Source organism: Verrucosispora sp. WMMD1129 (assembly GCF_029581255.1).
GTDB lineage: Bacteria > Actinomycetota > Actinomycetes > Mycobacteriales > Micromonosporaceae > Micromonospora > Micromonospora sediminimaris.
The window spans coordinates 3,581,032-3,604,505 of record NZ_CP120741.1; the positions used below are offsets into that span (position 1 = coordinate 3,581,032).

Consider the following 23,474-nt stretch of genomic DNA (forward strand, 5'->3'; position numbering starts at 1 on the left):
GTTATGCGAGGGGTGCGAGTCGGAATTGTTGGTTGGTTTGTCCGTGGCAGTCGTAGAGCTGGATCTGTGCTCCGTTGTTGCTGCTCCAGACGTCGAGGCAGCGTCCGGATTGGACGCCGGTGATGGTGCCGTTGGAGTTGATGTTCCATTGTTGGTTGGTGCCGTTGTGGCAGGTGTAGATCTGGATGGCGGTGCCGTTGCCGGAGCCTGCGGCGTCGAGGCACATGTCGCCGTAGACGCGTAGTTGTTTGTTTGTGGTGTTGTAGGTCCAGGACTGGTTGGTCTGCTTGTTGCAGTCGTAGAGCTGGACGCGGGTGCCGTTGTTGCGGGAGGCGTTGGGTACGTCGATGCAGCGGCCGGACTGGGTGCCGATGATCTCGTTGGCGGAGCCGGACGGCGGCGGGGTGGTGGTCGGCGTCGGCGTGGGGGTCGGAGTCGGGGTCGGAGTCGGCGTGCCGGTCGGCGGCGGAGTGGTGGTGGGTGGGGTTGAACCGTCCAAGCCGAAGAACTGGATGGCGACCCGCGCCATGCCGCTGGAGGGCAGACTGTGCCCGGCACCCTGGATGGCGTACGCCTCGACCTGAGTGCCGAAGCGGCGGCGGTTCCAGTTGGCCTGCGGGGTGTCCGTGGACGTCGGCGTCTGGCTCAGGCCGTGCACATTGGTCCACTGCTCGATCGACTCCTGAAGCAGCGAGTACGGCACCAGGGTGTCATTGGTGCCGTGCCACAGCTGGATCGGCGGGCGAGGGCCGGTGTAGCCCGGGTACGCCGCTCGGACCATGTCGCCCCACTGCTGCGGGGTCCGGTTCATCGAGCCGTTGGTGCATGGACCACCGGGAGGGTAGGCGGCCGCGTTGGCGAAGCAGTTGAAGGGCACACCCATGAAGGACGCACCCGCCTTGAACAGGTCGGGGTAGACCGCGAGCATGTGCTGGGTCATCATGCCGCCGGACGAACTGCCGGTGGCGTAGACCCGGTTGATGTCCCCGCCGTGCTGTGTCCGGGCGTAGTTCACCATCGACTCGATGGAGACCGGGTCGCTACCGCCGCCACGCCGCTTGGACGCGTCCGACCAGGTGTCGAAGCACCTGCCGAACCCGGCCTCCTGCATGGCGCTCGGGTAGATGACGATGAACCCGTACTGGTTCGACAGCGAGGCGAATTCGCTGCCCGAGTAGAAGCCCGGACCCGACCCGCCGCAGCCGTGCATGGCGACCACGATCGCCGGGTTGGCGGGTCGGTTGTCGGGCACGTAGATGTGCATTCGCATGCCGCCCGGGTTGTTGCCGAAGTTGGTCACCTCGACCAGCGACGCGGCGGAAGCCGGCGACGACAGCGCCACAAAACCCAAGCTGAGGAGCAGGAAGCTGGCTAGGCCGGCCAGCGCCGCCCTGGTTTTCCTCATGGTACCTCCATCGATGGTGGTGGATACCTAACGTTAAGCACTTTCCTGACGACCGTCAATGAAGCGCCTAATGTCGGGCCGGGAGGTCGATGGAGGGGTGTCGGTGTGGTTCGGGCGGGCCCGGCATGATGCCGGACCCGCCCGATTAGTGCCGATTCGCAGGAGCCGGGGGTAGCTCTAGAGCCGGTAAAGCTTTCCGGCCTCGAACGGGTTGTTGGTTGGTTGGGTGGTGGTGGTTATGCGAGGGGTGCGAGTCGGAATTGTTGGTTGGTTTGTCCGTGGCAGTCGTAGAGCTGGATCTGTGCTCCGTTGTTGCTGCTCCAGACGTCGAGGCAGCGTCCGGATTGGACGCCGGTGATGGTGCCGTTGGAGTTGATGTTCCATTGTTGGTTGGTGCCGTTGTGGCAGGTGTAGATCTGGATGGCGGTGCCGTTGCCGGAGCCTGCGGCGTCGAGGCACATGTCGCCGTAGACGCGTAGTTGTTTGTTTGTGGTGTTGTAGGTCCAGGACTGGTTGGTCTGCTTGTTGCAGTCGTAGAGCTGGACGCGGGTGCCGTTGTTGCGGGAGGCGTTGGGTACGTCGATGCAGCGGCCGGACTGGGTGCCGATGATCTCGTTGGCGGAGCCGGACGGCGGCGGGGTGGTGGTCGGCGTCGGCGTGGGGGTCGGAGTCGGGGTCGGAGTCGGCGTGCCGGTCGGCGGCGGCGTGGTCGGGTTCGTCGGCAGCAACGGGCAGGTGCTGCGGTAGGTGACCACGCCGCTGCTGTCCAGCAGCGGGCAGAGGAACTGGCTGTACCGAGAGTCGTTGTCGACGAACATCTTCAGGAACGGCAGCATGGTCCGGATCAACACCGGGTTCGACCGCCCGACCATGAACCCGTGGTCCCCGCCGGCGACCTCGAGGTAGACGCTCTCGGTCGAGGCCGGGAGGCTGTTGTACAGGCCGAGGGCGTAGGACGGGGTGACCACCGTGTCCGCCTGCCCGGAGATGACCATAGTGGGTACCCGGTCGTTCGCCAGGTTCTGCGACGGCGAGTACGGCGTGATACCGACCGCTGCCTTCAACGACGAGCGCCGGATGGCTGCGCTCAGCGCCCCGCCGCCGCCCATCGAGTGACCGGAGACGGCCAACCGGTTCGGGTCGACCCGGTCGCGTACCGGGCTCTGCTGCGTCAGGTAGTCGAGCGCGGCGAGCAACTGGGTACCTCGGGCCGTGTCGAAGTCGTTACGGCTGTTGGTCTCGATGCCGATCACGACGAACCCGTGCGACGCCAGCCACGGGCCCATCCAGGCCAGTTCCGCGGAGAACAACGCGGTGTAGCCCGGCGAGATGGCGATGGCACCGAAGGTGCCCTGGCTGGTGTCGGTCGGGTAGTAGATCCTGCCGCCGTTGAAGCCGTACCCGGTCGGGACACTGACCGACGTGTTGGCGAAGGGGCCGTTGACGGCCGCGACGCTCGCCCGGGTGGGGTCCGGGCCCCGCTGGTACGGATTGTCGGCGGCCGACGCCGAGCTGGTGGCCACCGTCACGGTGAACATCCCGACGGCGGCTGCGATCCCAGCCGTGGCGAGCTTGAACAGTCGTCGCCGAATGCCGGGGGACACTCGGCCGGCATGGGCTTCCCCTGGGGGCGGGGGGTGGGGTGCGTGTCCTCGCACTGTCGATACCTCCTGGTGGTGGGGTGGGGTGTCCTGCGGGATGGGCGGGCTCGACGTACGCCGAGCCCGCCCGCGCCGGCTGTGCCCAAGCCGGACCTGCACGCCGTCAGCGCTGCAGGGTCAGTACTCCCGGCCGGTACGGCAGGAGGCCGTAGTCGCCGCCGGAGTTGGGTGAACGGCCCTGGTAGAGCAGTTGCAGGTTGCAGGGGTCGATGGTCATGGTCTGGTCGGCGTTGGTGCGGATGAGCTCGCCGTGGCTGATGTCGTTGGTCCAGGTGGCGCCGCTGTTGGCCTTACCGGCGAACGGGTTGCTCTCGCTGGTGGCCTGCGGGGTCCAGTTGCCGCCCAGACTGGTGGCGGTGAACGACCGGAAGTAGCGGCCCTGGGAGCCGATCGCCTCGACGATCATCAGGTACCGCTGCTGGCCCTGGAGCTTGTAGACCTGCACGCCTTCGAACAGGTTGTTCGTGGTGTCGGTCATGATCGTGGTGTAGTTCGATCCGAAGCTGCCGGGGAAGTTCCCGATCGGCATGCTGGCCCGGTAGATGCGGCCGTTGTCGCCGGCGAAGAACAGGTACATGTTCTGGTCGTCACCGATGAGCGCCTGGTCGATCGGGCCGGTGTTGGAGTTGGAGATGCTTCCGGTGAACAGCGTCTGGTGCGCCGACCAGCTGTTCACGTTGGTGGGGTCGGTCGAGGTCCGGTACGAGAACGCCGGCCCGCCCCACTGGTACGCCAGCACCCAGACGTTGCGGGGAGCGAAGTAGAACAGCGACGGCGCGACGGCCGCGAAGGGCATCTGGTTCTGGCTTGCCGAGCCCATCTGGTTCCAGTTGGAGAACAGACCGAAGTTCATCGAGCCCCAGGTGGTGCCGGTGTCGTGCGTGGTGCCGTAGACCAGGTGCTGACCGTTGTACGGCGCGTGGGTGAAGTCCTTCAACGACACCCAACCCGACCGCGGCTGCGCCAGCGCACCCGTCGACGACCAGCGGTACGACGACGGCAGGTTGCAGGTACTGGTCGGCGGTGGCGAGGTCGGCGGCGTGGTGGTCGGCGGCGGCGTGGTGGGACCGCCGAGGGAGACGAGCCGGAACTGCTGGTTGCTCTGTCCGTGGCAGTCGTACAGCTGAACCTGCGCGCCGTTGGAGGTGCTCCACACGTCCAGGCAGCGCCCGGACTGGACGCCACTGATGGTGCCGTTGGAGTTGACGTTCCACTGCTGGTTGGTCCCGCTGTGGCAGCTGTAGATCTGGATCGCGGTGCCGTTGCCGGAGCCGCCAGCGTCCAGGCACATGTCGCCGTAGACGCGTAGCTGCTTGTTCGAGGTGTAGGTCCAGGACTGGTTGGTCTGCTTGTTGCAGTCGTAGAGCTGGACGCGGGTGCCGTTGTCGCGGGAGGCGTTGGGTACGTCGATGCAGCGGCCCGACTGGCTGCCGACGATCTCGCTGGCGGAGTCGGAGGGCGGCGGCGTCGTGGGGGTGGGGGTGGGGGTGGGACCCGGCGTGGTGGGAGTGGGAGTGGGACCGGGGTCGGCGCTGTTCAACGCGTCCAGGGTGGCCGTGTACGCCTGCTTCTTGTTGCCGTTGTTGTCGAACAGCAGCGGGGTGCCGTACGAGCGCCACGAGTCGCTGTCCCGGATGCCCCAGACCGTGATGCCGTTGCAGCGGGGCACCGCGAGGCAGTCGTTGACCACGTTGCGGTAGGTGTTGGCCTGCTGGGTGCCGGAGCCTTCGATGTCCAGCTCGGTGATCTGCACGTCCACCCCGAGGGCGGCGAAGCTGGACAGCGTGGTGCGGTAGTTGCTGTTGTACGCCGACTGCGCGTTGAAGTGCGACTGGAACCCGACGCAGTCGATCGGCACGCCACGCTGCTTGAAGTCCTGCACCATCCGGTACACGGCCTGGGTCTTGGCCCAGGTCCAGTTGTCGGTGTTGTAGTCGTTGTAGCAAAGCTTGGCGTCCGGGTCGGCGGCCCGGGCGGCCCGGAACGCGGCCTCGATCCAGTCGTTGCCGGTGCGCTGCAGGTTCGAGTTACGGCGTGCGCCGCTGTTGCCGTCCTCGAACGCCTCGTTGACCACGTCCCAAGAGTCGATCTTGCCCCGGTAGTAGGACGCGACCCGGGTGACATGGTTGAGCATGGCCGACCGCAGCGCCGAGCCTTCCATCTGCTGCATCCAGCCAGGCTGCTGCGAGTGCCAGGCCAGGGTGTGACCCCGGACCTTCCAGCCCCGGGAGAGGGCGTGGTTGACGATCCGGTCCGCGTTGCCGAACGTGAAGTTGTTCTGCTGCGGCTCGGTCGCGTCGATCTTCATTTCGTTCTCGGGCGTGACGCTGTTGAACTCGCGGTTCAGGATCGTCGTGTACGCGCCGTCGCTGAGCTTGTTCGCCGCTACCGCGGCACCGAAGTACCGGCCGGACTGGCCCGCAGCCGCAGCCAGGGTGGTCTCGGCGGCGTGGGCGAGACTGGGCAGCAACGATACGACGAGGGCCGCAACTATCGCGGCACTTCCGGAGACAGAGAGCGTTCGAAGTCGACGCCCGGAGGGACGGGTCCGGGAGATCATGCTGATCCTCCAGTGATGGGATACGAAACTCGGTCGCTGTGTGGTGGCAGGCTCCGCTCGGACGGCGGGCAACCACGATGCTGAGACCGCCGGCCGGAGCCGGGACTCACGCCCGACTACCGCCCGGAGGCGAGTCGGCTCTGGTCACCTGACCAGTAGGGGGTGGGTGCGATGAGTTGGCCAGGTCGGCCGCCGGGGTGATGGCGGACGTTGGGCCTGAGGTGGTGGATGTGGTGACCTGGCAGGTGGTGGGGGCCTGGTGTGCTAGTGCGGTGCCTCCAAGGGGCTGGGCGGCATGTTAGCGATCACATCGATCGATGGCTCTCAGGCTGGCAGATAAATCCATGGTTTTCAACCGGTAGTTTCGGTGGTCGACCGGTAGTTTTTCGGCCGTTGATCGGTAGCGAGGCGGTGCCGCCAGCCACGACGCTTCGAAGGGCTGACGGCCGCCACTCGGTCCTAGGACGTGGGGTACGACCGGCGGTGGGCGAGGTCGAGCAGGTCGTCGACGCTCCATTGATCATCGGCATGGTGGCCGTACTTGTGGGCGAGGACGTGGCCATCGGTGCCGATGAGGAAGTCGGCGGGCAGGCCGAGAGCACTTTCCCCGCGCCCAGGGGGTGCGGTCTTGCCGGTGGCTACCCCACGCAGGGCTGCGATCCAGGTTCGTGGGTGCAGCACCGCCCACGGGGAGGTGTCGACGCCGAAACGGACGTAAAGGCGACGGTCGGGATCGGCGACGGTGGCGAACGGCAGGTCGCCCTGGTACGGCTGCATGGCGGCGACGGTGGAGTGGAAGACGACGACCTCGCGGACGCCAGCGGCGACGATCTCGTCATGTCGTCGGGTGATGGATCGCAGGTGCAGGTTGCAGATGGGGCAGCCGGCGAAGCGGCGGAATTGCAGGTGGACCAGGTGATCCGGGCCGGGAATCTGGACCGGTTCCCCGGTTATGGTGGTGAGGTCGAGTCGGGCCAGGAGCTGTCCGTTGTGGATTTTTCCCATGGCGACGGTGTCGTCTCCTTCGTCGCTTACGCGGGTTGAGCGAGGCGGGGCCAGGGGTAACCGGGGGCCCCGGCTTCGCTGAGGGATGCGCGGACGGCGTTCCGCCAGTCCTCGCGCGGGGTGTAGCCGAGTGTGCGAGCGGCGTGGTCGGAGGGGCAGTCCCAGTCCTCGGAGACGTGCACGAGAGAGCGGGTCAGGAAGGGTTCGGAGCCGGGCAGGACGGGGTGCAACTTCTCCATCAGCCAGGCGAAGGCGTAGCCGGCGGCGTACGGGACGCTGAACCAGGGGCGCGGGGAGCCGGTCTCGTCGGCGATGAACTGGATGACTTCGCGGGCGGTGGGCGAGGTCGGGCCGCAGATGTTGAACGATTCATAGTCGTCGAGCCCGTCGGCGGTCGCAGCCAGCGCGAACGCCTCCCCCAGGTCGTTGCCGCCGACGAGTGCGAGCCGAGCCCGTCCCCCGGCGAGCCAGGGCACGAGGCGGGTGCGAAGCCGGGGTACGAGAGCCGGCACCATACCGAGGGCGTTGCCGGCGCCGACGAAGTGCCCGAGGCGCATGGTGACCATCTGCGTGCCACGATCGCTGCGGCGGCGCATGTAGTCGTCGAGGTCGATGAGCCGGTCGAGGTGGGGCCAGAAGCCGGTGCGGCGGGTCGGGGCGAAGTCGTCGATCGGGCCGCCGTCGGCGGGGCGCGCGGCCATCGCGATCGTGCTGGTCTGGACGAAGCGGCGGACGCCCCGGTCGATCGCCTGGTCGATGAGGTCCCGATTGGGCTCGAAGAACTGGCGGCGCTCCAGCTCGGCGTGGCCCCAGAAGGCACCCCAGGTGCCGGCGTGGCAGACGACGTCCACGTTGTCGACGACCGCTCTGCGGTACTCGGGGTCGCGCAGGTCGCCGACCCGGGTCTCGCCGGAGAAGGCCGCGGGAAGCCGATCGGGCGTGCGGCAGGCGGCGATGAGGGTGACATCGGGCCGCGCGGCCAGCGCGGCGAGGATGTTGCGGCCGAGGAATCCGGTGGCGCCGGTGACCAGGACTCGCGTGGTACGCGGTTGTTGGCTCATGCCGTCGCCTCGGTCGGGCTGCCGGCCGACATCGGCCGGATCGGCAGGGCGATGTCCATCCTGACCGGCGCCAGGACACCGGTCGGGTCGGGCTGGGAAACAGTCACGGTTGCTCCTTGCGGTAGCCGAGGGGATCACAGGTTTTCGATCCAGGCGGTAAGCCTGGAGGTCTCCCGGTTGACGTAGTCGGGGTCGCCGAGGCTGTGGGCGATCAGCGACACGCCCTGCAATGCGGACAGCAGGTGCAGGGCCAGGTCGGCCGCGTCGGCGTCCCGACCGAGCACGCGGAACTGCTCCTCCAGCCAGCCGAGCAACTCGCCGAAGATGGCGCCGGTCTGTTCGGCGAGGGGGCCGCCGACCTTGTTCAGCTCGGCGCAGAGGGTGCCGACCGGGCAGCCGCTGCGGGCCAGCGCCGCGCGGTTGTCGACCGTCATCTGCACGAACGCCACCAGTCGTGACCGCGCATCACCGCTCTGGGTCCACTGCTTACGCAGCGTGGCGTAGTGCCCAGCGTGTTGGGCGACGAGAGCTTCGCCGATGGCGTCCTTGGTCTTGAAGTAGTAGTAGACGTTGCCCAGCGGCACCTCGGCCGCGCCGGCGATGTCCGCCAGCGTGGTGCGGGCGAATCCCTGCTCATGCACGATCCGGACGGCGGCGTCGATCAGCCGGCTGCGTTTGTCGGGTTGGCGATTCACCAACCTCTCCCTTCTCTCAGTTAGTTAGCTAACTTACTGAGCGGAGGGAGAGAGGGTCAAGCGTCTGTCGGGTCAGGACGGTGCGATCACCGTGCCGTCGTCGTCGCGTACGGCGATCGCCTCGACCGGGCATGACTCCGCAGCGTCGATCACCGCCTCGTTCGGCTCGACGGTGGCCGATACCGGGGCGGCCAGTCCCGACTCCATCCGGAAGTGGGCCGGTGCCATGCCCACGCAGCTGCCCGAACCGATGCAGCGATCGGTGTCGACCTCGATCCGCCAGCCGGTGCTCACCAGGTCACCGGCATCCGCGCCAGACCTCGGACGATCATCCCGCTTTTCCAGGTCAACTCCGACTCGGGCACGGCGATCCGCAACTCGGGCAACCGAGCCACCAGGGTGCCGATCCCGACCTGTAGCTCCATCCGGGCGAGCTGGGCGCCCAGGCAGTGGTGGACACCGTGCCCGAATCCGATGTGCGGGTTGGTCGCGCGGCCGAGATCGAGTCGATCGGGGTCGGCGAACACGGTCTCGTCCCGGTTCGCCGACGAGAGGGAGCCGATCACCGGCTCCCCGGCCCGTACCAGCACCCCGCCGACCTCGACGTCCTCGGTGGCGTACCGGGCGAACGCGGACGCCACCCCGAGCGGGACGTACCGCATCAGCTCCTCGATCGCGGTCGGTAACCGGGCCGGCTCGGTCCGCAGCCAAGCCAGCTGCTCCGGGTGGGTGAGTAGGACGTACGCAAAGTTGGGCAGTTGGGTGACGGTGGTCTCGTGGCCGGCGGCGAGCAGCCCAGCGGCAAGCTGCACGACCTCCTGCTCGGTGAACCGGTCCTGGTGCTCGTCGCGCGCCCGCACCATCGCGCAGATCAGGTCGTCGGTGGGCTCCCGGCGCCGTTGCTGGACGAGTTCGCCGATGTAGCCGTACAGGTTGTCGAGGTATTCGTGAATCTGTTCGGGCGACAGCGAGGTGGTCGAGACGATCGCCTCCGACCAGACGTGGAACAGGTGCCGGTCGGCGAACGGCACCCCGAGCAGCTCGCAGATCACCTGGATCGGCAGCGGAGTGGCGAAGTGCTCGACCAGATCTGCCGGTGGCCCGGCCGTCACCATGGCGTCGACCAGTTCGTCGGCGATCTGCCGGGTCCGGGGCCGGAGCTGCTCGACCCGACGCGCGGTGAAAGCCTTGGCGACCAGTCGCCGTAGCCGGGTGTGCTCCGGCGGGTCCATGGACAGGATGCCGCCCTCGATCTGCCTCGGGGTGAGTCGCGGCTCGTCCCGACCGACGCTGGACGCCCGACTGAATCTGCGTCACCGAGGACCATCCGCACGTCGGCGTACCGGGTGGCGAGCCAGGCCGCCTCGCCGAACGGCAGGCGCACCCGGGTGAGCGGTTCGACCCGCCGCAACTCGGCGTAGAGGGGGTCGAGGTTGAGTCGGTCGGGCGGGCTGAACGGGTACGGCCGCGCGGTGACCCCGGTGACGTCTGGCATTGGTCAACCCCCAAAGCAGACCGAATCACCCGTAAACCAGCCGGATGATCGACTCATCGTGACGTTTCGATGGCTGATGGTAGTGGAGTATGTGGATCCGTACCAGTGCGCGGCCTCGGAAGGTCAGTCGACCGGCGCCGCCCACCCAGCCTCGCCGGCCTGCCGAGTGCCCACTAGCCTGCGTGTGCATGGAGGCCGACGAGCGCCTTGAACTGGCCGTCGATCCGGCCCGGCCGACCGGGCGCACGCTGCTGGCCGGCGGCGTCGAGCAGTCGTACGTGGATGTCGTCGATCCCACGTACCTGCACTTCGAGTACGTCCGCCGGATGGCCGCCGTGATCGACCTCGCCGCGCCGGCCGGTGATCCACTGGACGTGCTGCATCTCGGCGGCGGTGCGCTGACGCTGCCGCGCTTTGTCGCCGCGACTCGGCCCGGCTCGGCGCAACTGGTGGTGGAGCGGGATCCCGCTGTGGTCGAGTTGGTGGCACGCGCCCTGCCGCCGCGTCCGGTCGGCGTCGAGCTCCACGTCGCAGATGCTCAGGAGGCGGTTGCCGCCGCGCCCGCCGGGGCGTACGACCTGGTGCTCGCCGACATCTACCGGGCGGCCCGGATGCCGCCGCACGTGGCCACCGTGGCCTTCTCCGCCCAGGTGGCCCGGGTGCTGCGGCCGGACGGCATCTACCTGCTCAATGTCACCGACCTGCCGCCGCTGTCCTTCACCCGGGTGCAGGCGGCCACCCTGCGGTCGGTCTTCGCCGACGTCTGCGTGGTCGCCGACCGGCGGATGTTGCGCGGCCGGCGGTACGGCAACGTGGTGCTCGCCGCGGCGGCACGCCCGCGCCGACTGCCCGTTGCCCGCCTGGTGGTACGGGCGCTGCGCGATCAGCTGCCCGGCGGCGTGCTGCACGGCCGGCCCTCGACACGTTCATCGCCGGCGCCCGGCCGTATTCCGATACCGCGCCTTGATCCGCGATTCCGGTACCGCCGTCGACATCGCACCAGCCCTGTGCTGACGCCCGGTCGCCCTGCTGAGCCCTGCCGGCCGGTTTCACCCCTGTCTGGCGGGTATTCAGGCGCACCGTCGAGGCCGGCGGTGAACATCGTCACGGAGTGAGGGAGCGCAGCGTCATGCCCGATTCTCAGCCCACTGTCGTCCTCGTGCACGGCGCGTTCGCCGAGTCGGCGAGTTGGAACGGCGTGATCGAGCGGCTCGGCGCTGGCTACGACGTGGTGGCAGCCGCCAATCCGCTGCGGGGCGTCGCGGGCGACGCCGCGTACGTGCGAGACGTGATACGGGGGATCGGCGGGCCGGTCATTCTGGTCGGCCACTCGTACGGCGGGATGGTGATCACGCAGGCTGCCGCTGACGAGGCATCGGTGCGCGCCCTCGTGTACGTCAACGCATTCGCGCCGGAAACCGGTGAGTCGGCCTTGTCGCTGTCCGGCAAGTTCCCGGGCAGCACGCTCGCCGGCACGCTGGTGCAGTACCCGGTGTCGACCGGCGGCAACGAGGTGGCGATCGGCCAGGACGCCTACCACGCGCAGTTCGCCGCCGATGTGCCGCCCGACCTTGCCGCGCTCATGGCCCGGACCCAGCGGCCGATCACCGAACAGGCCCTGGGCGACGGGCTCTCCGGAGCCCCCGCCTGGCGATCGCTGCCCAGCTGGTTCATCTTCGGGGACGCCGACCGGAACATCCCGGTCGCCGCGCACCGATTCATGGCCGAGCGGGCCGAACCACGGGGCCAGCGGGAGATCGTCGGCGGCTCGCACGCGATGGCGGTGTCCCAGCCGAGCGAGATCGCCGAGACGATAATCGAAGCGGTCCGCGGGTCGTGAGTGAGCCATGAACCGGTGGACTCGGGCAGCTTCGCTCCGGTTACGTCCGGCACGGAGGTCACCGTAGCAACGGGCCGTTGCGCGATGCCGTATGCGCCAGATGTGCGGGGATTGTGCGGGCGCCGCCGTAAGGTTCGGCGGTCCGGATTTCCTATCCGAGTGCCCGCCTGCGGCGCACCATCTGGAGGATCTGTCCCTCATGCCCAAAACCATCGCGGCTGCCGCGACGGCGTTGACCGTTCTCGCGACCGGTCTCGCCGTGGCCGGAGTCGTCGGGTCAGCCCGGCCGGCGCACGCGGCGCTCAGTGACGTCCCGGCGGACTGCAGTGCCTTCACCGCGGCGTACCGATCCGACGGGCAGCGTCTCAGCTACGGCTACTCGGGCGGCGAGACCAGCATCACGGCCTACACCGACGACGTGCTCGGCTGGGTGCCGTCGGCGCATCAGCAGCTCGGCGGCTCTGGTGACGACACCATCTTCCGCAGCACCGAGTACGCCGTGCACCCGACCGACGGCTGGCTGTACCTGGTGCGACGCCAGGGTGAGCTGGTCGACGGCGAGTGGCGAGTCACGGCGAAGAGTGCCACCCGCCTCAAGAGCGGGTTCGCCGACACCCGCATCCTCGCGACGGCGTCCCCGTACCTGTACCGGGTGGCGGGCACGTCGCTCTACCGCTACACCGAGACCTACGTGGATGGTGAGTTCACGCTTTCGGCGCCGGTGAAGCTCGCCAGCACCGGCTGGAACACCGTAAACACCCTGGTCTACGAGCGCAGCGGGGGCACGGGCAACGCTGCGGTGGATGTCCTGATCGGCACCAAGACCAACGGACAACTGAAGGAGTGGCGTATCAACCGGGCCACCCCGAAGACGATCACCTCGAAGGTGCTGCGGTCGGTTGGTTGGGCACCCTTCACCAGTCTCAGCACGGGCTACTGTGCGGAGCACCCCAACGGTCGGCCGCTGCTCGGGATCAAGGCCAACGGGTCGGTCTCCGTGCACTTCGACGCCAACAAGACCGACGGAGACGGCACGGACATCCAGGGCGGTCCGATCGGTTCGCTCGGCTGGACCGAGAAGGCCTACGGTCAGTAGGCGGTGATCCTCCGCGAGCCCGTCCGATGCGCGGCTGCGCTCGGACGGGCTCGTCCGGAGCCTGGTGCCGATGATCCTGGCTCGGGTGCGTACGGGGCGCGGTCGCGGGTACCCGGCGCACATGGCGCGGTACACGAAGCCCGAGCTGCGCGAACAGCTCAAGGAAGAGATCAAGGCGTCCGACCGGGGCGGCCGTCCGGGACAGTGGTCGGCGCGCAAGTCGCAGCTGCTCACCAAGGAGTACCAGAAGCGCGGCGGCGGCTATCAGGGCCCGAAGGACGAGCGGCAGAAGTCCCTGCAGCAATGGGGGGACCAGAAGTGGCGGACCAGGCAGGGCGGCACGCGAGCGCGACACGACGGCGAAACCGACCGTTACCTGCCTGACCAGGCTTGGAACCAGCTCTCCGCGGAGCAGCGACGCGAGACCGACGTGAAGAAGCGGAAGGCGTCGAAGTCCGGCAAGCAGTACGTCGCCAACACCGGCCCGGCCAAGCGCGCGCGTCGAAGCGCCGCGTCGTCCGTGTCGCTCACCGACCTGCCGGTCGCCGAGGCGACCCGGCACGTTCGCGACCTCGACACCGGTCAGCTCAGGGCGGCGCTACGCGAGGAACGCGCAGGCAAGGGCCGCAAGACGCTCATCCAACGCCTACAGTCGGCCCTCGACCGCCGCTGACCAAGCCAACAGCAGATACGCGGGGTCCGGTTCGGAACCGGCCAGGGGGTATCGCGGACGCCGGAGGCGGGTACTGTCGGTGTTGGCGGACAGTCGTCCGCGACCGGGAGGCCGCCTGTCAGGCTGGTAACGAACGTCGGAGGTCACGACGTCCCCGGCGGTTCATCTCGCGCAGCACCTGCGCTCCGCTCTCCAAAGAAGGATCTGCATGGCATCGAAGGGCAAGCCCGGTTCGGCGCTGTTTCTCGCCGTACCCACCCTCGACGAGTCCGACGTTTCGGGCGCTCGTGTCGATGGCAGCGAAGAAGCGATGCGGCGGCTCCGCCACCCGTTCGCAGTAGGCTCGCCCGCGGCTCGGGGGCGCACGGAAAGCGCGGGCGAGCGCCCGGAGTAGCGCCGTCGATGGCATATCGGGTATCACCGCGGGTACGCGCGGGGTGTGGCTGTGATCAGCGACTACGCGCTGCTCGGCGACTGTCAGGGCAGCGCTTTGGTCTCCTCGGACGGGTCGGTGGACTGGTGGTGTCCGCCCAGATTCGATGCGCCTAGCGTCTTCGCGCGTCTGCTCGGCGCTACCGGTGGTCACTGGTCGATCCGGCCGGCCGGACCGTACACGACCGTCCGGCAGTACCTGGACGGGACGATGGTGCTCCGTACGGAGTTCCACACCCAGGACGGTGTCCTGCGTCTGACGGACGCCCTCGGTCTCGGCTTCGGTGAACGCGGTCACGGGATCGGCTTCACGTCCCCGCACGTCCTGCTGCGGCAACTTGAGACGATCTCCGGCACGGTGGAGGTCGTGATCGAGGTCGCGGCCCGGCCGGAGTACGGGCTGACAAGTCCCTCGATCGCCGAGGTGCCGGCGGGGATCGAGATATCCGGGGGAGCCGACCGCCTGGTCCTGACCGGCGATCGTGAGCTGGACATCGACGGTCCAGTGGTGACCGGACGATTCACGCTGGCCGAGGGGGACAGCGCGCTGCTCGCGCTGCACCACCGCCGCGCCGCCGACGAGCAGATCGTGCCACTGGACGGGCGTGCCGCCCTACGCGACACCATCGAGGCCTGGCAGTCGTGGGATCGCATCCACCAGGGCTACCAGGGCCCCTACCGCGAGCAGGTCCGGCGTAGCGCCCTGGTGTTGCAGGCGTTGACCTACCAGCCGACCGGTGCCGTGGTCGCCGCGGCCACCACCTCGCTGCCGGAGGAGGTCGGCGGCACGGCGAACTGGGACTACCGGTTCGCCTGGCTACGCGACGGCAGCTTCACGCTCAAGGCGCTGTGGGTCGCCGCCTGCCCCGACGAGGCGCGCAGGTTCTTCGACTGGATGGCCGCGTCGATGGGGTCGGTCAGCGGGGACGACCACGTACCGATCATGTTCGGCGCTGCCGGCGAGCGTGATCTGACCGAGCACACCCTGGAACACCTGGCGGGCCACCGCGGCAGCCGGCCGGTGCGGATCGGCAACGACGCCTGGCAGCAGAAGCAGCTCGACGTTCTCGGTGAGGTGCTGGAATGCGCGTGGGTCCTGCGGGACCAGATCGCGGACCTGTCGCCCGCTGCCGTGGACCTGCTTCGGTCACTGGCCGACCGGGCCGCCGACACGTGGCGGCAGCCGGATGCCGGCATCTGGGAAGGGCGCGAGGGCGAGCGGCACTACCTGACCTCGAAGCTGGCGTGCTGGGTGGCCCTGGACCGGGCCGTCAAACTGGCGCGGGATCTCAACGCCGAGGCGGCAATCCCCCGGTGGTCGAAGGCCAGGGAGGAGGTACGCGCGGCGATCCTCGATGAGGGTTGGCACGCGGCGAGCGGGGCCTTCACCGGCGCGTTCGGGTCCGACCATCTCGATGCCAGCGTGCTCGGCATGCCGATCCTCGGGTTCCTGCCCGGCGACGACGAGCGGGTCCTCGCCACGGTGCGGGCCATCGAACGCGACCTGACCCGGGACGGTCTTGTGCAGCGCTGGACGGGAGCGGGAGATGAGGGTGCCTTCGTCGTCTGCTCGTACTGGTTGGTCGAGGCGTTGGCGCTGGCCGGGCGGATCGACGCGGCCCGGCAGATCTTCGACAGCGTTACCGCCCGGGCAAACGATCTCGGCCTGCTGTCGGAGGAGATCGACCGCAGCGACGGTAGCCAGATCGGGAACTTCCCCCAGGCGTTGTCCCACATCGGCTTGATCAACGCCGCCTGGGTCATCGACCAGGTGGAGACCGGGATCGCACGGTAGGGACGCACCGCGGTCGGACGGCGGCACGGAACACCGTGCGCCGGCTGCCATCCCGCTCGGTTAGGACCGGGGCAGGCGGGTAAGCCGCGACCGGCAGCGAGGGAGGGAGTTCTGATGACCGGACGGCTGGCGGGCAGGACCGCTTTGATCACCGGCTCGGACTCGGGAATCGGACAGGCCACCGCGATCGAGTTTGGCCGCGAGGGTGCCGACGTCGTGGTGCACTACCTGCACGATCACGCGGGCGCGAACCACACGAGGGCCGAGATCGAGAAGGCTGGTCGGCGGGCCGTCGTGGTCCAGGGTGACATCAGCGTCGAGCATCAGGTCGAGGCGATGTTCGACGAGGCCCTTGCGGAGTTCGACCGGCTGGACATCCTGATGAACGATGCGGGCGTGGACGCCTCCGGTATCCCGGTTGCCGACCTGGACACCGAGACCTGGGACCGGGCGATCCGGACCAACCTGTACGGGATGTTCTTCTGCTGTCGGCGCTTCATCCGGCACCGCCGCGACCAGGGCGGACACGGCAAGATAATCAACATCACCTCGGTACACCAGGAGGTGGCCCGGGCCGGCGGCTCCGACTATGACGCCAGCAAGGGCGGCATGCTCGAACTGGCCAAGAGCATCGCCCTGGAGGTCGCTCCGATGCACATGAACGTCAACAACATCGGGCCGGGCATGGTGCTCACCCCGTTCAACCAGCAAGCCATCGACGACCCGAAGTTCCTGGAGGAACAGGTGCAGTCGATCCCGTGGAAGCGGGCCGCGCAGCCGGAGGAGATCGCCAAGCTCGCCGTCTTCCTGGCCAGCGACGACGCCGACTACGTGACCGGCTCGACGTACTTCATGGACGGCGGCCTGATGCAGAACCAGGGGCAGGGCGCGTAGCCGTCACGGCCGGTTCACCACGGCCGGCGAGCTGATGAGCCAGGGGGTGATGCAGGCTGTTGAGGTGAACGCCCAGGAGCCCGCCGACGAGGTCCGAATTCCCCGGGCCCAGATCGGTTCCAGTCCGCAACATCTGCTGACCACCCTGCTCGGCGAGTATCTCGACTCCTCGGATGCCGATCTGCCGTCGACGGCGGTCATCGCGATGCTGCGTGAGTTCGGGGTGAGCGAGGCCAGTGCCCGGGCGGCGTTGTCCCGGCTGGTCAAGCGCGGTCTCATCGCGACGCGAGGCAACGGACGACCACCGGTCTATCACCTCACCTCGCAGGCGATCGCCAAGCATCGCTCCCGGATGCAGCACTTTCTGAACTTCGGTGCCCAGCCGCCACGGTGGACCGGTGAATGGGTGATGGTCTCCTTCTCGCTTCCAAGCTCCGGCCAGGCGGCTCGCCACGCAGTGCGCAGGTCGTTGAGCGCACTGCGGTTCGTGGGCCTGTACGACAGCGTGTGGATCCGGCCCGGACGCGAGGCCGGGCCGGTGCGGGAGGCGCTCAACGAACTGCTGCACTCCGTCGGGGACGCCCGGTGGTCGATCATGCACGTACGCTTCGACGAGGAGTCAGGGCCCCACGGTCCGGCCTCCGCGTACGACCTGACCGCACTCGCCGCTGCCTACACGGCTTTCATCGAGCAGTACGCGGAGCTGCGAGCAGCCGCGCGTAACGGTGAGGTGGACGCCGCCCGGGCGCTGGTCGCCCGAACCTCCGCCATGGATTCCTGGCGGAAGTTCCCGGACATCGATCCGGATCTGCCGAACCATCTGCTGCCCACGCCCTGGCCTCGCCAGCAGGCCAGAGACACGTTTCTCGACATCCATTCCGCGCTCGGGGCGCTCGCCCAGGCGCGTCTGGTCCAGGTGGCGACGCCGTACTGGCCGGACGCCGCCTCGTGGATCACACACTTCCAGGCCTCGCGCGACCCCACCCGGCCGGAGCCGACCGGTGGAAGTACGGCAGCTCACCCCCTGCGGGGCTGACGGCGACCGGGGACCGGGTGGCGAGGCCGAACATTGACACTTTTCGTTGCGGGAGTGATAGTAACTGCACACAGCTCCCATCGGATTGCCTGTGGGGACCGCGGCCGGGCGGTCCGCGCGCGCATCGACCTGACCCGTGGCCAGCGCTGGTCACCGGGGTCGGGATGCGAATGAACCACCGCCACCACCACCGCAGGGAGCGCCCGTCCCGACATCCGCTGGAGGGTGCATGAGCAGGAGATCGAAGATCTACGCCGGCCTGGTAGCCGCGATCGTTCCGGCCACCGCCGTGATCGTGGCGCTGGGCGCGTCACCGGCCGGTGCCGCGGTCGGTGGTTCCGGTCCCTATCCCGCCGATTACGAGACCTCGGCCAGCCTGGCCAATCACACCATCTTCCGGCCCCAGACACTGCCGGCCGAGCGCCTTCCCATCCTGGTCTGGGGCAACGGCGGTTGCTCCGCAAACGGCCTGTCGCAGGGCAACTTCCTCCGCGAGATCGCCTCCCACGGCTTCCTCGCCATCGCCAACGGCGCCCCGAACGGATCCGGCTCCACCACCTCCCAGATGCTCACCCAGTCCATCGACTGGGCCGTCGCCGAGAACTCCCGGCAGGGCAGCAAGTACTACGGCAAACTCGACACGTCCAAGGTCGCCGTGGCGGGCTTCTCCTGCGGAGGGTTGGAGGCCTACGCCGTCTCGAACGACCCGCGCGTCACCACGACCGGCATCTTCAGCAGCGGCTTGTTGAATGATGCCGACGACTACCAGCTCCGCAGACTGACCAAGCCGATCGCTTACTTCATCGGCGGGCCCAGCGACATCGCCTACCCGAACGCCATTGACGACTGGGGCAAGCTGCCGGCCGGGCTGCCCGCCTTCATGGGCAACCTGAACGTCGGGCACGGCGGCACCTACGACCAGCCCAACGGAGGCGAGTTCGGCCGGGTGGCGGTGCTCTACCTCAAATGGCGGCTGAAGGGCGACACCACCGCCGGTACCAACTTCGTCGGGTCCAACTGCGGCCTGTGCCGCAGCCAGTGGAGCGTCCAGCAGAAGAACCTGACCCTCGACGGCGACCCGCCGCCCACCACTCCGCCCACGACCCCACCCACGACCCCGCCGACCACCCCGCCGACCACCCCGCCTGGCGGGACCCCCGCCTGTACCGCCGTCTACGCGGTGCAGGACCAGTGGAACGGTGGATTCGTCGCCAACGTCAACGTCACGGCTGGAAGCACCGCACTCACCGGCTGGCGGGTCACCCTCAACCTGCCGAACGGAGCGTCGGTCAGCTCGATGTGGAACGGTGTGAACAGCGCCACCAGCGGCACCATCACCGTCACGAATCAGAGTTACAACGGACGACTGGCCGCCGGTCAGACCACCAGTTTCGGATTCCAGGGCACCGGTAACGGCAGCGGTGTCACCGCCACCTGCACGGGGAACTGAGCCCGGCAGACCAGTCGACTGGGCGGACCGGTGCCCCCGGCACCGGCCCGCCCAGTTGGGCTTCGGCTCCTCTCGACGCCTTCGCGGCCTGATCCGTCCGACCACGTCGGTCACCGCCCAGGTCCGGCGCAGCCTGCTCAGAGACCGCGGGCCTGCCGGGCCAGCGACCTGCCGACGAGGGCGATCGAGACCAGGGCGGCTGCGGCGAGCAGCAGTAGGTACGGGAGCGCGGACGCGAAACCGTACAGCAGCGCCTCGCGTAGCGCTGTCACTCCGTACGTCACCGGGTTGATCGCGGCCAGCCAGCGTTGCGGCGTACCCATCGCATCGATCGGGTAGAACGACGGGCTGGCGAAGAGCAGCACCGGCGCCAGGACGTTGATCAGTACGGTGAACCGCTGAAAGTCCTGTACCAGCGTGGCCAGCAGCAGGTACAGCCCGTTGAAGGCGCACGCCGCGACCAGCGCGCCACACAGCAGCGCGAACCACCTGTCGGCCGCCCAGCGTCCCTGAAACAGCAGCGCGGTCACCGCGAGCGCGGAGAGTGTCTGGGCGAGCACCAGCGCCGAACCAGCCAGCAGCTTGCCGAGCACGTACTGGCCTCGGGTCAGCGGATAGGACCACAGCTCCAGCGACATGCCGCTCATCCGTTCCTGGAAGAGCGCGGTCCCGGACGTGGTCGCGGCAGCGAGCAGGGACGAGAACATCAGCGCCGGTACCGCGAAGTCGGCGTACCCGATCTGCTGTCCCCGGTAGGTGACCGTGCCGATCAGGTCGGTCAGGGAGGTGGCGAACAACGTGATGTAGACCGCTGTCGGCACGATCGCCAACAGCAGGTTGGTGCGGTTGCGGGTGAGCAGCAGGAACTCGCGGCGCAGGGTCGCGGTCAGGCCGGTGCCGTGCCAGGCGGGTGCGGCCGGCCCAGTGGTCGTGGTCATCGGTTCGACACCTCCGCGCGGGTCAGGGCCAGGAACGCGTCCTCAAGCGAGGAGCTGGTCAGCGCCACGCTCTCGATCGCCACCTGACGCTCGGTGAGCGCGGCGATCAGCGCGGGCAGCCGGCGGCGCAGGTCATCGCCGGTGAGCACGAAGAGTTCACCGCGGTACTCGGGGGCAAGCCCGGTGAGCCGGGCGCACTCGGCCACCGCCGCCCAGTCGTCCGGGGAGCCGGTACGCAGCTCGGCCGTGACCTGGCCCGCCTCGTCCTTGAGCTGCTCGGAACTGCCGTCGCGCAGGATCCTGCCGTGCTGCACGACCAGGATCCGCTCGCAGTTGCGCTCCAACTCGTCCATGTGGTGGCTGGTCCAAACCAACGTCAGGCCGTGCGTCCGGCGCAGTTCGTCGAGCAGGTCCCAGACCCGACGCCGGCCTTCCACATCGAGCCCGGCGGAAGGCTCGTCCAGCAACAGCAGCCGGGGCACCCGCAGCAGCGCGCGCACCACCTGGAGCCGGCGACGCTGGCCACCGGAGAGCGTGAAGACCAGGTCGTCGCTCTTGCCGGCGAGGTCGAACTCGTCGAGCAACGCGTCGGCGCGGGTGCGCACCCGGCGCCAGTTCAGCCCGCGGAACCCGGCGGCGATCCGCAGGTTGTCCCGCACGGTGAGCATCATGTCGAAGGGGCCGCTCTGGTGGACCACGGCGAGGTCGCGCTGCGCCGCGCCGTCGGGGGCGGCACCGTGCACAAGTATCTGACCGGAGGTGGGCGGCGAGACACCGCAGACGAGCTTCAGCAGGGTGGTCTTCCCGGCGCCGTTCGGGCCGAGCAGCCCGATCGACTGCCCGGACGGCACGCTGAAGGTCATCCGGTCCACGGCCGGCGTCGACGCGCCCGGGTAGGTCTTGGTCAGGGCGGTCGCGGTCACTGCATCCTCGGTCACCGCACCGTCCCCTCGCTGTGGCCGAGCGTCTCGGCGACGGCCCGGACCGCGTCGTCCGGGCCCACGTCGGAGAGTGGGTCACCGGCGCGCACGTGCAGGTGGACCGCGTCCGGCGGCAGCACCGGCAGGCCACCGGGGTCGTACCCGGTCCGGCTGGCACCGCTGCGCCCGAACCGGATCCCGATCACCACGGTCAACGGACCGGGAGGGGCGCTGCGGAGAGCGGTGAGCGGTCGCACGGCGGCAGCCGACACCCCGGCGATCGTGCCGGTTACCGAGCGCAACGCGGCGGCGAGTTCGGTCGGCGCGATCCGGCGCAGGCGTACGCCAGGCGGCGCGACCGCCGCCCGGTCGCCGACCACCCACACGGTCGCTTCGGCGGCGGCTGTCGAGGTCGGCGCGGGCGGTGCCACCGGGTCGGGGACCCCGGTGACCCGGCCGAGCAACGCTGCCGCGGCGACCGGTGGGTCGAACAGTGGTTTGTTGTCGCCGGCCGTGATCAGATGGTCGTCGCGTCGCTCGATCACCCGGTGCACGATGACGGTGTCCTGATGCCGGTACGCGACCACGTCGCCGGGCCGGATCTGCGGCCAGGCGGCCGGTTCGACAGTCACGACCGAGCCCGGGTCGATGGCTGGCCACATGCTCGAACCGGTCACCGGGATGCGAGCCGTCCGGCCGGCGGAAAGAGCATGTGCGATCAGGTCGGCGAACCCGGCGACGGCCGTCGTCATCGGCCCGCCTCCGCAGTCCGGCTGGGCCCGAGCATGCCCAACTGGCCCAGCTCGGTGACGAACTCCCGGACGTCCCGGTCGATCTGCCGTCGGTCGTGCTCGTCCTGCGCGTCGAACTCGGTGGCCAGGTCACGCACCACGTCGTCGATCTGAGCACCGTTGGCGAGCTTGCGCCAGATCCGCGCGGCGGTCGCGTTCAAGGTCTGGAACTCCCCGGTACCAGGGTGGTAGATACGCACCTCGTCGTCGTTGTCCACCCACACCACTTCTGGATTCACGCTGAGCACGACGAAGCCCCCGTCCGGTTGGTCAGCACCGGCAGGGCCCGGCGGTGGACCGCGTCGGCGGGATCGGTGTCGGTGCGCCAGTCGTCGTACACCGGGTGCACCGTGCCGTCCCGGATCAGCCGGGGCACCGTCATGGTGGACTCGTTCTCCAGCAGGTCGACGCCGGTAAAACCGTTCGAGCGCCAGATGTTGGCGATCATCGAGTGTCGCAGGATCCGGCAGTGGTGCCGGCTGTTGCGGGTGATCGATCCGGATTCAGCCGCGTGGTACGCGCGGCAACCGCCGCCGCACGCGGCCCGGATGTAGCAGCGCCGGCAGTCGGCCAGGTTCTCGCCCTCGAACACGGTGTTGGTGCGCAGCTGGGACAGCGCCGGGTTGGCGAACACGTCGGCCAGGCGCTGCGCGCGCACGTTGCCGGCCTTGTGCAGTGGACCGGTGACCAGCTTGCACGGGTAGACATCGCCGAGCGAGTTGATGTAGATCTCGGTGCCGCCGAGCCCGCAGTTGCCCCGGATCGAGCACGGTTTGACCGCCTTGGGGCCCTCGGTGAGGATCTTCTGCGCCACCGGGTTGGTCCAGGTAAACCGCTGCACGTCGCGATGGTGCTCCCAGGCGAAATGCACCCCGTCCTCGGCGCCACGGCCGATGCCGGTGTGGTTCATCAGCCGCACGTTGCCGAAGTCGATGCCGTCCAGGAACGTCATGAGCTGGTCCAGGGCGCCGATGTTGTCCGGCGACACGACGTGGTTGATGTCGGGTCTGACGCCGGCGGCGTTGAGCAGCGCGAGCGCGTTGGCGGTGCGCGCGAAGGTGCCCTTGCCCCGGGTCCGCTCGTGGACCTCCGCCACACCGCCGTCCAGGCTGACCGTGATCTTGCCAAAGGTGTCCGCCATCCGTCGGGCGGTCGCCTCGTCCGGGATGCGGGTGCCGTTGGTGATGCAGTTGACCCGCAACCCCCGTGATCGGGCGTGGTCGGCGACTGTGAAGAAGTCCGGGCGCAGCATCGGCTCGCCACCGGTCAGGATGAGCAGTTCTGCGCCCATGTCGGCGATCTGGTCGACCAGGTCGAGCGACTCGTGCGGCTCCAACTCGCCGGGCAGCTTGCGGGTGGAGGAGGCGTAACAGTACGGGCACCGCAGATTGCACCCGTCGGTGATCGCGTAATAGACCATGCGCAGCGCTGGCTCAGCCGGCCGAATCCGGGGTTGCTGCCCGGGGAGGTAGACCAGCCAGTTGAGGACCAGCGTCGCCAGCGCCCGCTCGGTCGTGGCCGGGTCGGCCGGGGACTCGACGCCGGACGCGAGCGCCCGGAGCACGTCAATTTCTCCGTCGCCGACGACCGCCCACGCGGCGATGCCGGGGTTCTCCACGAGATAGCGGTCCCGGCACTGAAAGTAAACGAGGTCGTCCGGGACGACCAGCTCTGACCACATCCCCGACAGCTGCATGACGGGATCCACCTTCCGCGTTCCGAGCGGG

General features: G+C 68.8%; 21 protein-coding genes. 8 read left to right on the forward strand and 13 right to left on the reverse strand.

Annotated features, from left to right (window positions below; genetic code table 11):
• Position 1: 1 nt before the first annotated feature.
• The 8 genes from O7624_RS16735 to O7624_RS16770 all read right to left on the reverse strand — a co-directional run bounded on the left by O7624_RS16735 (position 2) and on the right by O7624_RS16770 (position 9,619).
• Positions 2-1,405, reverse strand: coding sequence for a PHB depolymerase family esterase (locus tag O7624_RS16735; protein WP_282236452.1), 1,404 nt, complete (start codon positions 1,403-1,405; stop codon positions 2-4).
• A 236-nt stretch (positions 1,406-1,641) separates the two neighbouring features.
• Positions 1,642-3,063, reverse strand: coding sequence for a ricin-type beta-trefoil lectin domain protein (locus O7624_RS16740; RefSeq protein WP_282236453.1), 1,422 nt, complete (start codon positions 3,061-3,063; stop codon positions 1,642-1,644).
• 106 nt (positions 3,064-3,169) lie between these two features.
• Positions 3,170-5,626, reverse strand: coding sequence for a non-reducing end alpha-L-arabinofuranosidase family hydrolase (locus O7624_RS16745; RefSeq protein WP_282236454.1), 2,457 nt, complete (start codon positions 5,624-5,626; stop codon positions 3,170-3,172).
• Positions 5,627-6,085: 459 nt separating this feature from the next.
• Complete coding sequence (locus O7624_RS16750; RefSeq protein WP_282236455.1) at positions 6,086-6,631, reverse strand: peroxiredoxin-like family protein; 546 nt, start codon at positions 6,629-6,631, stop codon at positions 6,086-6,088.
• Positions 6,632-6,657: 26 nt separating this feature from the next.
• Positions 6,658-7,692, reverse strand: coding sequence for an NAD-dependent epimerase/dehydratase family protein (locus O7624_RS16755; RefSeq protein WP_282236456.1), 1,035 nt, complete (start codon positions 7,690-7,692; stop codon positions 6,658-6,660).
• A 134-nt stretch (positions 7,693-7,826) separates the two neighbouring features.
• Positions 7,827-8,387, reverse strand: coding sequence for a TetR/AcrR family transcriptional regulator (locus O7624_RS16760; RefSeq protein WP_282236457.1), 561 nt, complete (start codon positions 8,385-8,387; stop codon positions 7,827-7,829).
• A 72-nt stretch (positions 8,388-8,459) separates the two neighbouring features.
• Positions 8,460-8,681, reverse strand: a complete 222-nt coding sequence (locus O7624_RS16765) for a ferredoxin (RefSeq protein ID WP_282236458.1) — start codon at positions 8,679-8,681, stop codon at positions 8,460-8,462.
• Positions 8,678-9,619: a cytochrome P450 gene (locus O7624_RS16770; RefSeq protein WP_282236459.1), complete on the reverse strand. Its 942-nt coding sequence runs from the start codon at positions 9,617-9,619 to the stop codon at positions 8,678-8,680. The genes O7624_RS16765 and O7624_RS16770 overlap by 4 nt, the downstream gene beginning before the upstream one ends.
• A 451-nt stretch (positions 9,620-10,070) precedes the next feature.
• Between O7624_RS16770 and O7624_RS16775 the strand changes: the two genes are divergently transcribed.
• From O7624_RS16775 to O7624_RS16810, 8 genes are all read left to right on the forward strand, one after another.
• Entirely contained in the window at positions 10,071-10,997 is a 927-nt protein-coding gene (locus O7624_RS16775) for a fused MFS/spermidine synthase (protein ID WP_282236460.1), read from the forward strand.
• A gap of 14 nt (positions 10,998-11,011) precedes the next feature.
• A complete protein-coding gene (locus O7624_RS16780; protein ID WP_093411383.1) occupies positions 11,012-11,722 on the forward strand; it encodes an alpha/beta hydrolase in 711 nt (236 codons plus the stop codon).
• A gap of 199 nt (positions 11,723-11,921) precedes the next feature.
• Positions 11,922-12,818, forward strand: a complete 897-nt coding sequence (locus tag O7624_RS16785) for a hypothetical protein (protein WP_282236461.1) — start codon at positions 11,922-11,924, stop codon at positions 12,816-12,818.
• A 121-nt stretch (positions 12,819-12,939) separates the two neighbouring features.
• Positions 12,940-13,491: a hypothetical protein gene (locus O7624_RS16790; protein ID WP_282236462.1), complete on the forward strand. Its 552-nt coding sequence runs from the start codon at positions 12,940-12,942 to the stop codon at positions 13,489-13,491.
• A gap of 439 nt (positions 13,492-13,930) precedes the next feature.
• Positions 13,931-15,718, forward strand: a complete 1,788-nt coding sequence (locus O7624_RS16795) for a glycoside hydrolase family 15 protein (protein ID WP_282236463.1) — start codon at positions 13,931-13,933, stop codon at positions 15,716-15,718.
• 114 nt (positions 15,719-15,832) lie between these two features.
• Positions 15,833-16,612 carry an SDR family oxidoreductase gene (locus tag O7624_RS16800; RefSeq protein WP_282236464.1) on the forward strand — a complete coding sequence of 260 codons (780 nt, stop codon included), beginning with the start codon at positions 15,833-15,835 and terminating at the stop codon, positions 16,610-16,612.
• 64 nt (positions 16,613-16,676) lie between these two features.
• Positions 16,677-17,648 (forward strand): PaaX family transcriptional regulator C-terminal domain-containing protein, encoded by a 972-nt coding sequence (locus tag O7624_RS16805; protein ID WP_282236465.1) that lies wholly within the window; start codon positions 16,677-16,679, stop codon positions 17,646-17,648.
• 229 nt (positions 17,649-17,877) lie between these two features.
• Positions 17,878-19,098, forward strand: coding sequence for a cellulose binding domain-containing protein (locus O7624_RS16810; RefSeq protein WP_282236466.1), 1,221 nt, complete (start codon positions 17,878-17,880; stop codon positions 19,096-19,098).
• 137 nt (positions 19,099-19,235) lie between these two features.
• On the opposite strand, the gene O7624_RS16815 is transcribed toward O7624_RS16810, so the two are convergent.
• From O7624_RS16815 to stsB, 5 genes are read right to left on the reverse strand one after another with little or no spacing between them, the layout of a single operon-like run.
• Entirely contained in the window at positions 19,236-20,036 is an 801-nt protein-coding gene (locus tag O7624_RS16815; protein ID WP_282236467.1) for an ABC transporter permease, read from the reverse strand.
• On the reverse strand, positions 20,033-20,974 hold the full coding sequence (locus O7624_RS16820) for an ABC transporter ATP-binding protein (RefSeq protein WP_282236468.1): 942 nt from the start codon (positions 20,972-20,974) through the stop codon (positions 20,033-20,035). The genes O7624_RS16815 and O7624_RS16820 overlap by 4 nt, the downstream gene beginning before the upstream one ends.
• Positions 20,971-21,708: a signal peptidase I gene (locus O7624_RS16825; RefSeq protein WP_282236469.1), complete on the reverse strand. Its 738-nt coding sequence runs from the start codon at positions 21,706-21,708 to the stop codon at positions 20,971-20,973. Before O7624_RS16825 ends, O7624_RS16820 begins: the two co-directional genes overlap by 4 nt.
• On the reverse strand, positions 21,705-21,986 hold the full coding sequence (locus tag O7624_RS16830) for a PqqD family protein (protein ID WP_282236470.1): 282 nt from the start codon (positions 21,984-21,986) through the stop codon (positions 21,705-21,707). Before O7624_RS16830 ends, O7624_RS16825 begins: the two co-directional genes overlap by 4 nt.
• Entirely contained in the window at positions 21,983-23,443 is a 1,461-nt protein-coding gene (gene stsB / locus O7624_RS16835) for a StsB family radical SAM/SPASM domain sactipeptide maturase (RefSeq protein WP_282236471.1), read from the reverse strand. Before stsB ends, O7624_RS16830 begins: the two co-directional genes overlap by 4 nt.
• Between the last annotated feature and the right edge of the window lie 31 nt (positions 23,444-23,474).

Coding starts and splice junctions, on each gene's coding strand:
- O7624_RS16775 (WP_282236460.1), top strand. CDS start 10,071: ATGGAGGCCGACGAGCGCCTTGAACTGGCCGTCGATCCGGCCCGGCCG.
- O7624_RS16745 (WP_282236454.1), bottom strand. CDS start 5,626: ATGATCTCCCGGACCCGTCCCTCCGGGCGTCGACTTCGAACGCTCTCT.
- O7624_RS16815 (WP_282236467.1), bottom strand. CDS start 20,036: ATGACCACGACCACTGGGCCGGCCGCACCCGCCTGGCACGGCACCGGC.
- stsB (WP_282236471.1), bottom strand. CDS start 23,443: ATGCAGCTGTCGGGGATGTGGTCAGAGCTGGTCGTCCCGGACGACCTC.
- O7624_RS16780 (WP_093411383.1), top strand. CDS start 11,012: ATGCCCGATTCTCAGCCCACTGTCGTCCTCGTGCACGGCGCGTTCGCC.
- O7624_RS16750 (WP_282236455.1), bottom strand. CDS start 6,631: ATGGGAAAAATCCACAACGGACAGCTCCTGGCCCGACTCGACCTCACC.
- O7624_RS16735 (WP_282236452.1), bottom strand. CDS start 1,405: ATGAGGAAAACCAGGGCGGCGCTGGCCGGCCTAGCCAGCTTCCTGCTC.
- O7624_RS16785 (WP_282236461.1), top strand. CDS start 11,922: ATGCCCAAAACCATCGCGGCTGCCGCGACGGCGTTGACCGTTCTCGCG.
- O7624_RS16810 (WP_282236466.1), top strand. CDS start 17,878: ATGAGCAGGAGATCGAAGATCTACGCCGGCCTGGTAGCCGCGATCGTT.
- O7624_RS16770 (WP_282236459.1), bottom strand. CDS start 9,619: ATGGACCCGCCGGAGCACACCCGGCTACGGCGACTGGTCGCCAAGGCT.
- O7624_RS16755 (WP_282236456.1), bottom strand. CDS start 7,692: ATGAGCCAACAACCGCGTACCACGCGAGTCCTGGTCACCGGCGCCACC.
- O7624_RS16790 (WP_282236462.1), top strand. CDS start 12,940: ATGGCGCGGTACACGAAGCCCGAGCTGCGCGAACAGCTCAAGGAAGAG.
- O7624_RS16800 (WP_282236464.1), top strand. CDS start 15,833: ATGACCGGACGGCTGGCGGGCAGGACCGCTTTGATCACCGGCTCGGAC.
- O7624_RS16825 (WP_282236469.1), bottom strand. CDS start 21,708: ATGACGACGGCCGTCGCCGGGTTCGCCGACCTGATCGCACATGCTCTT.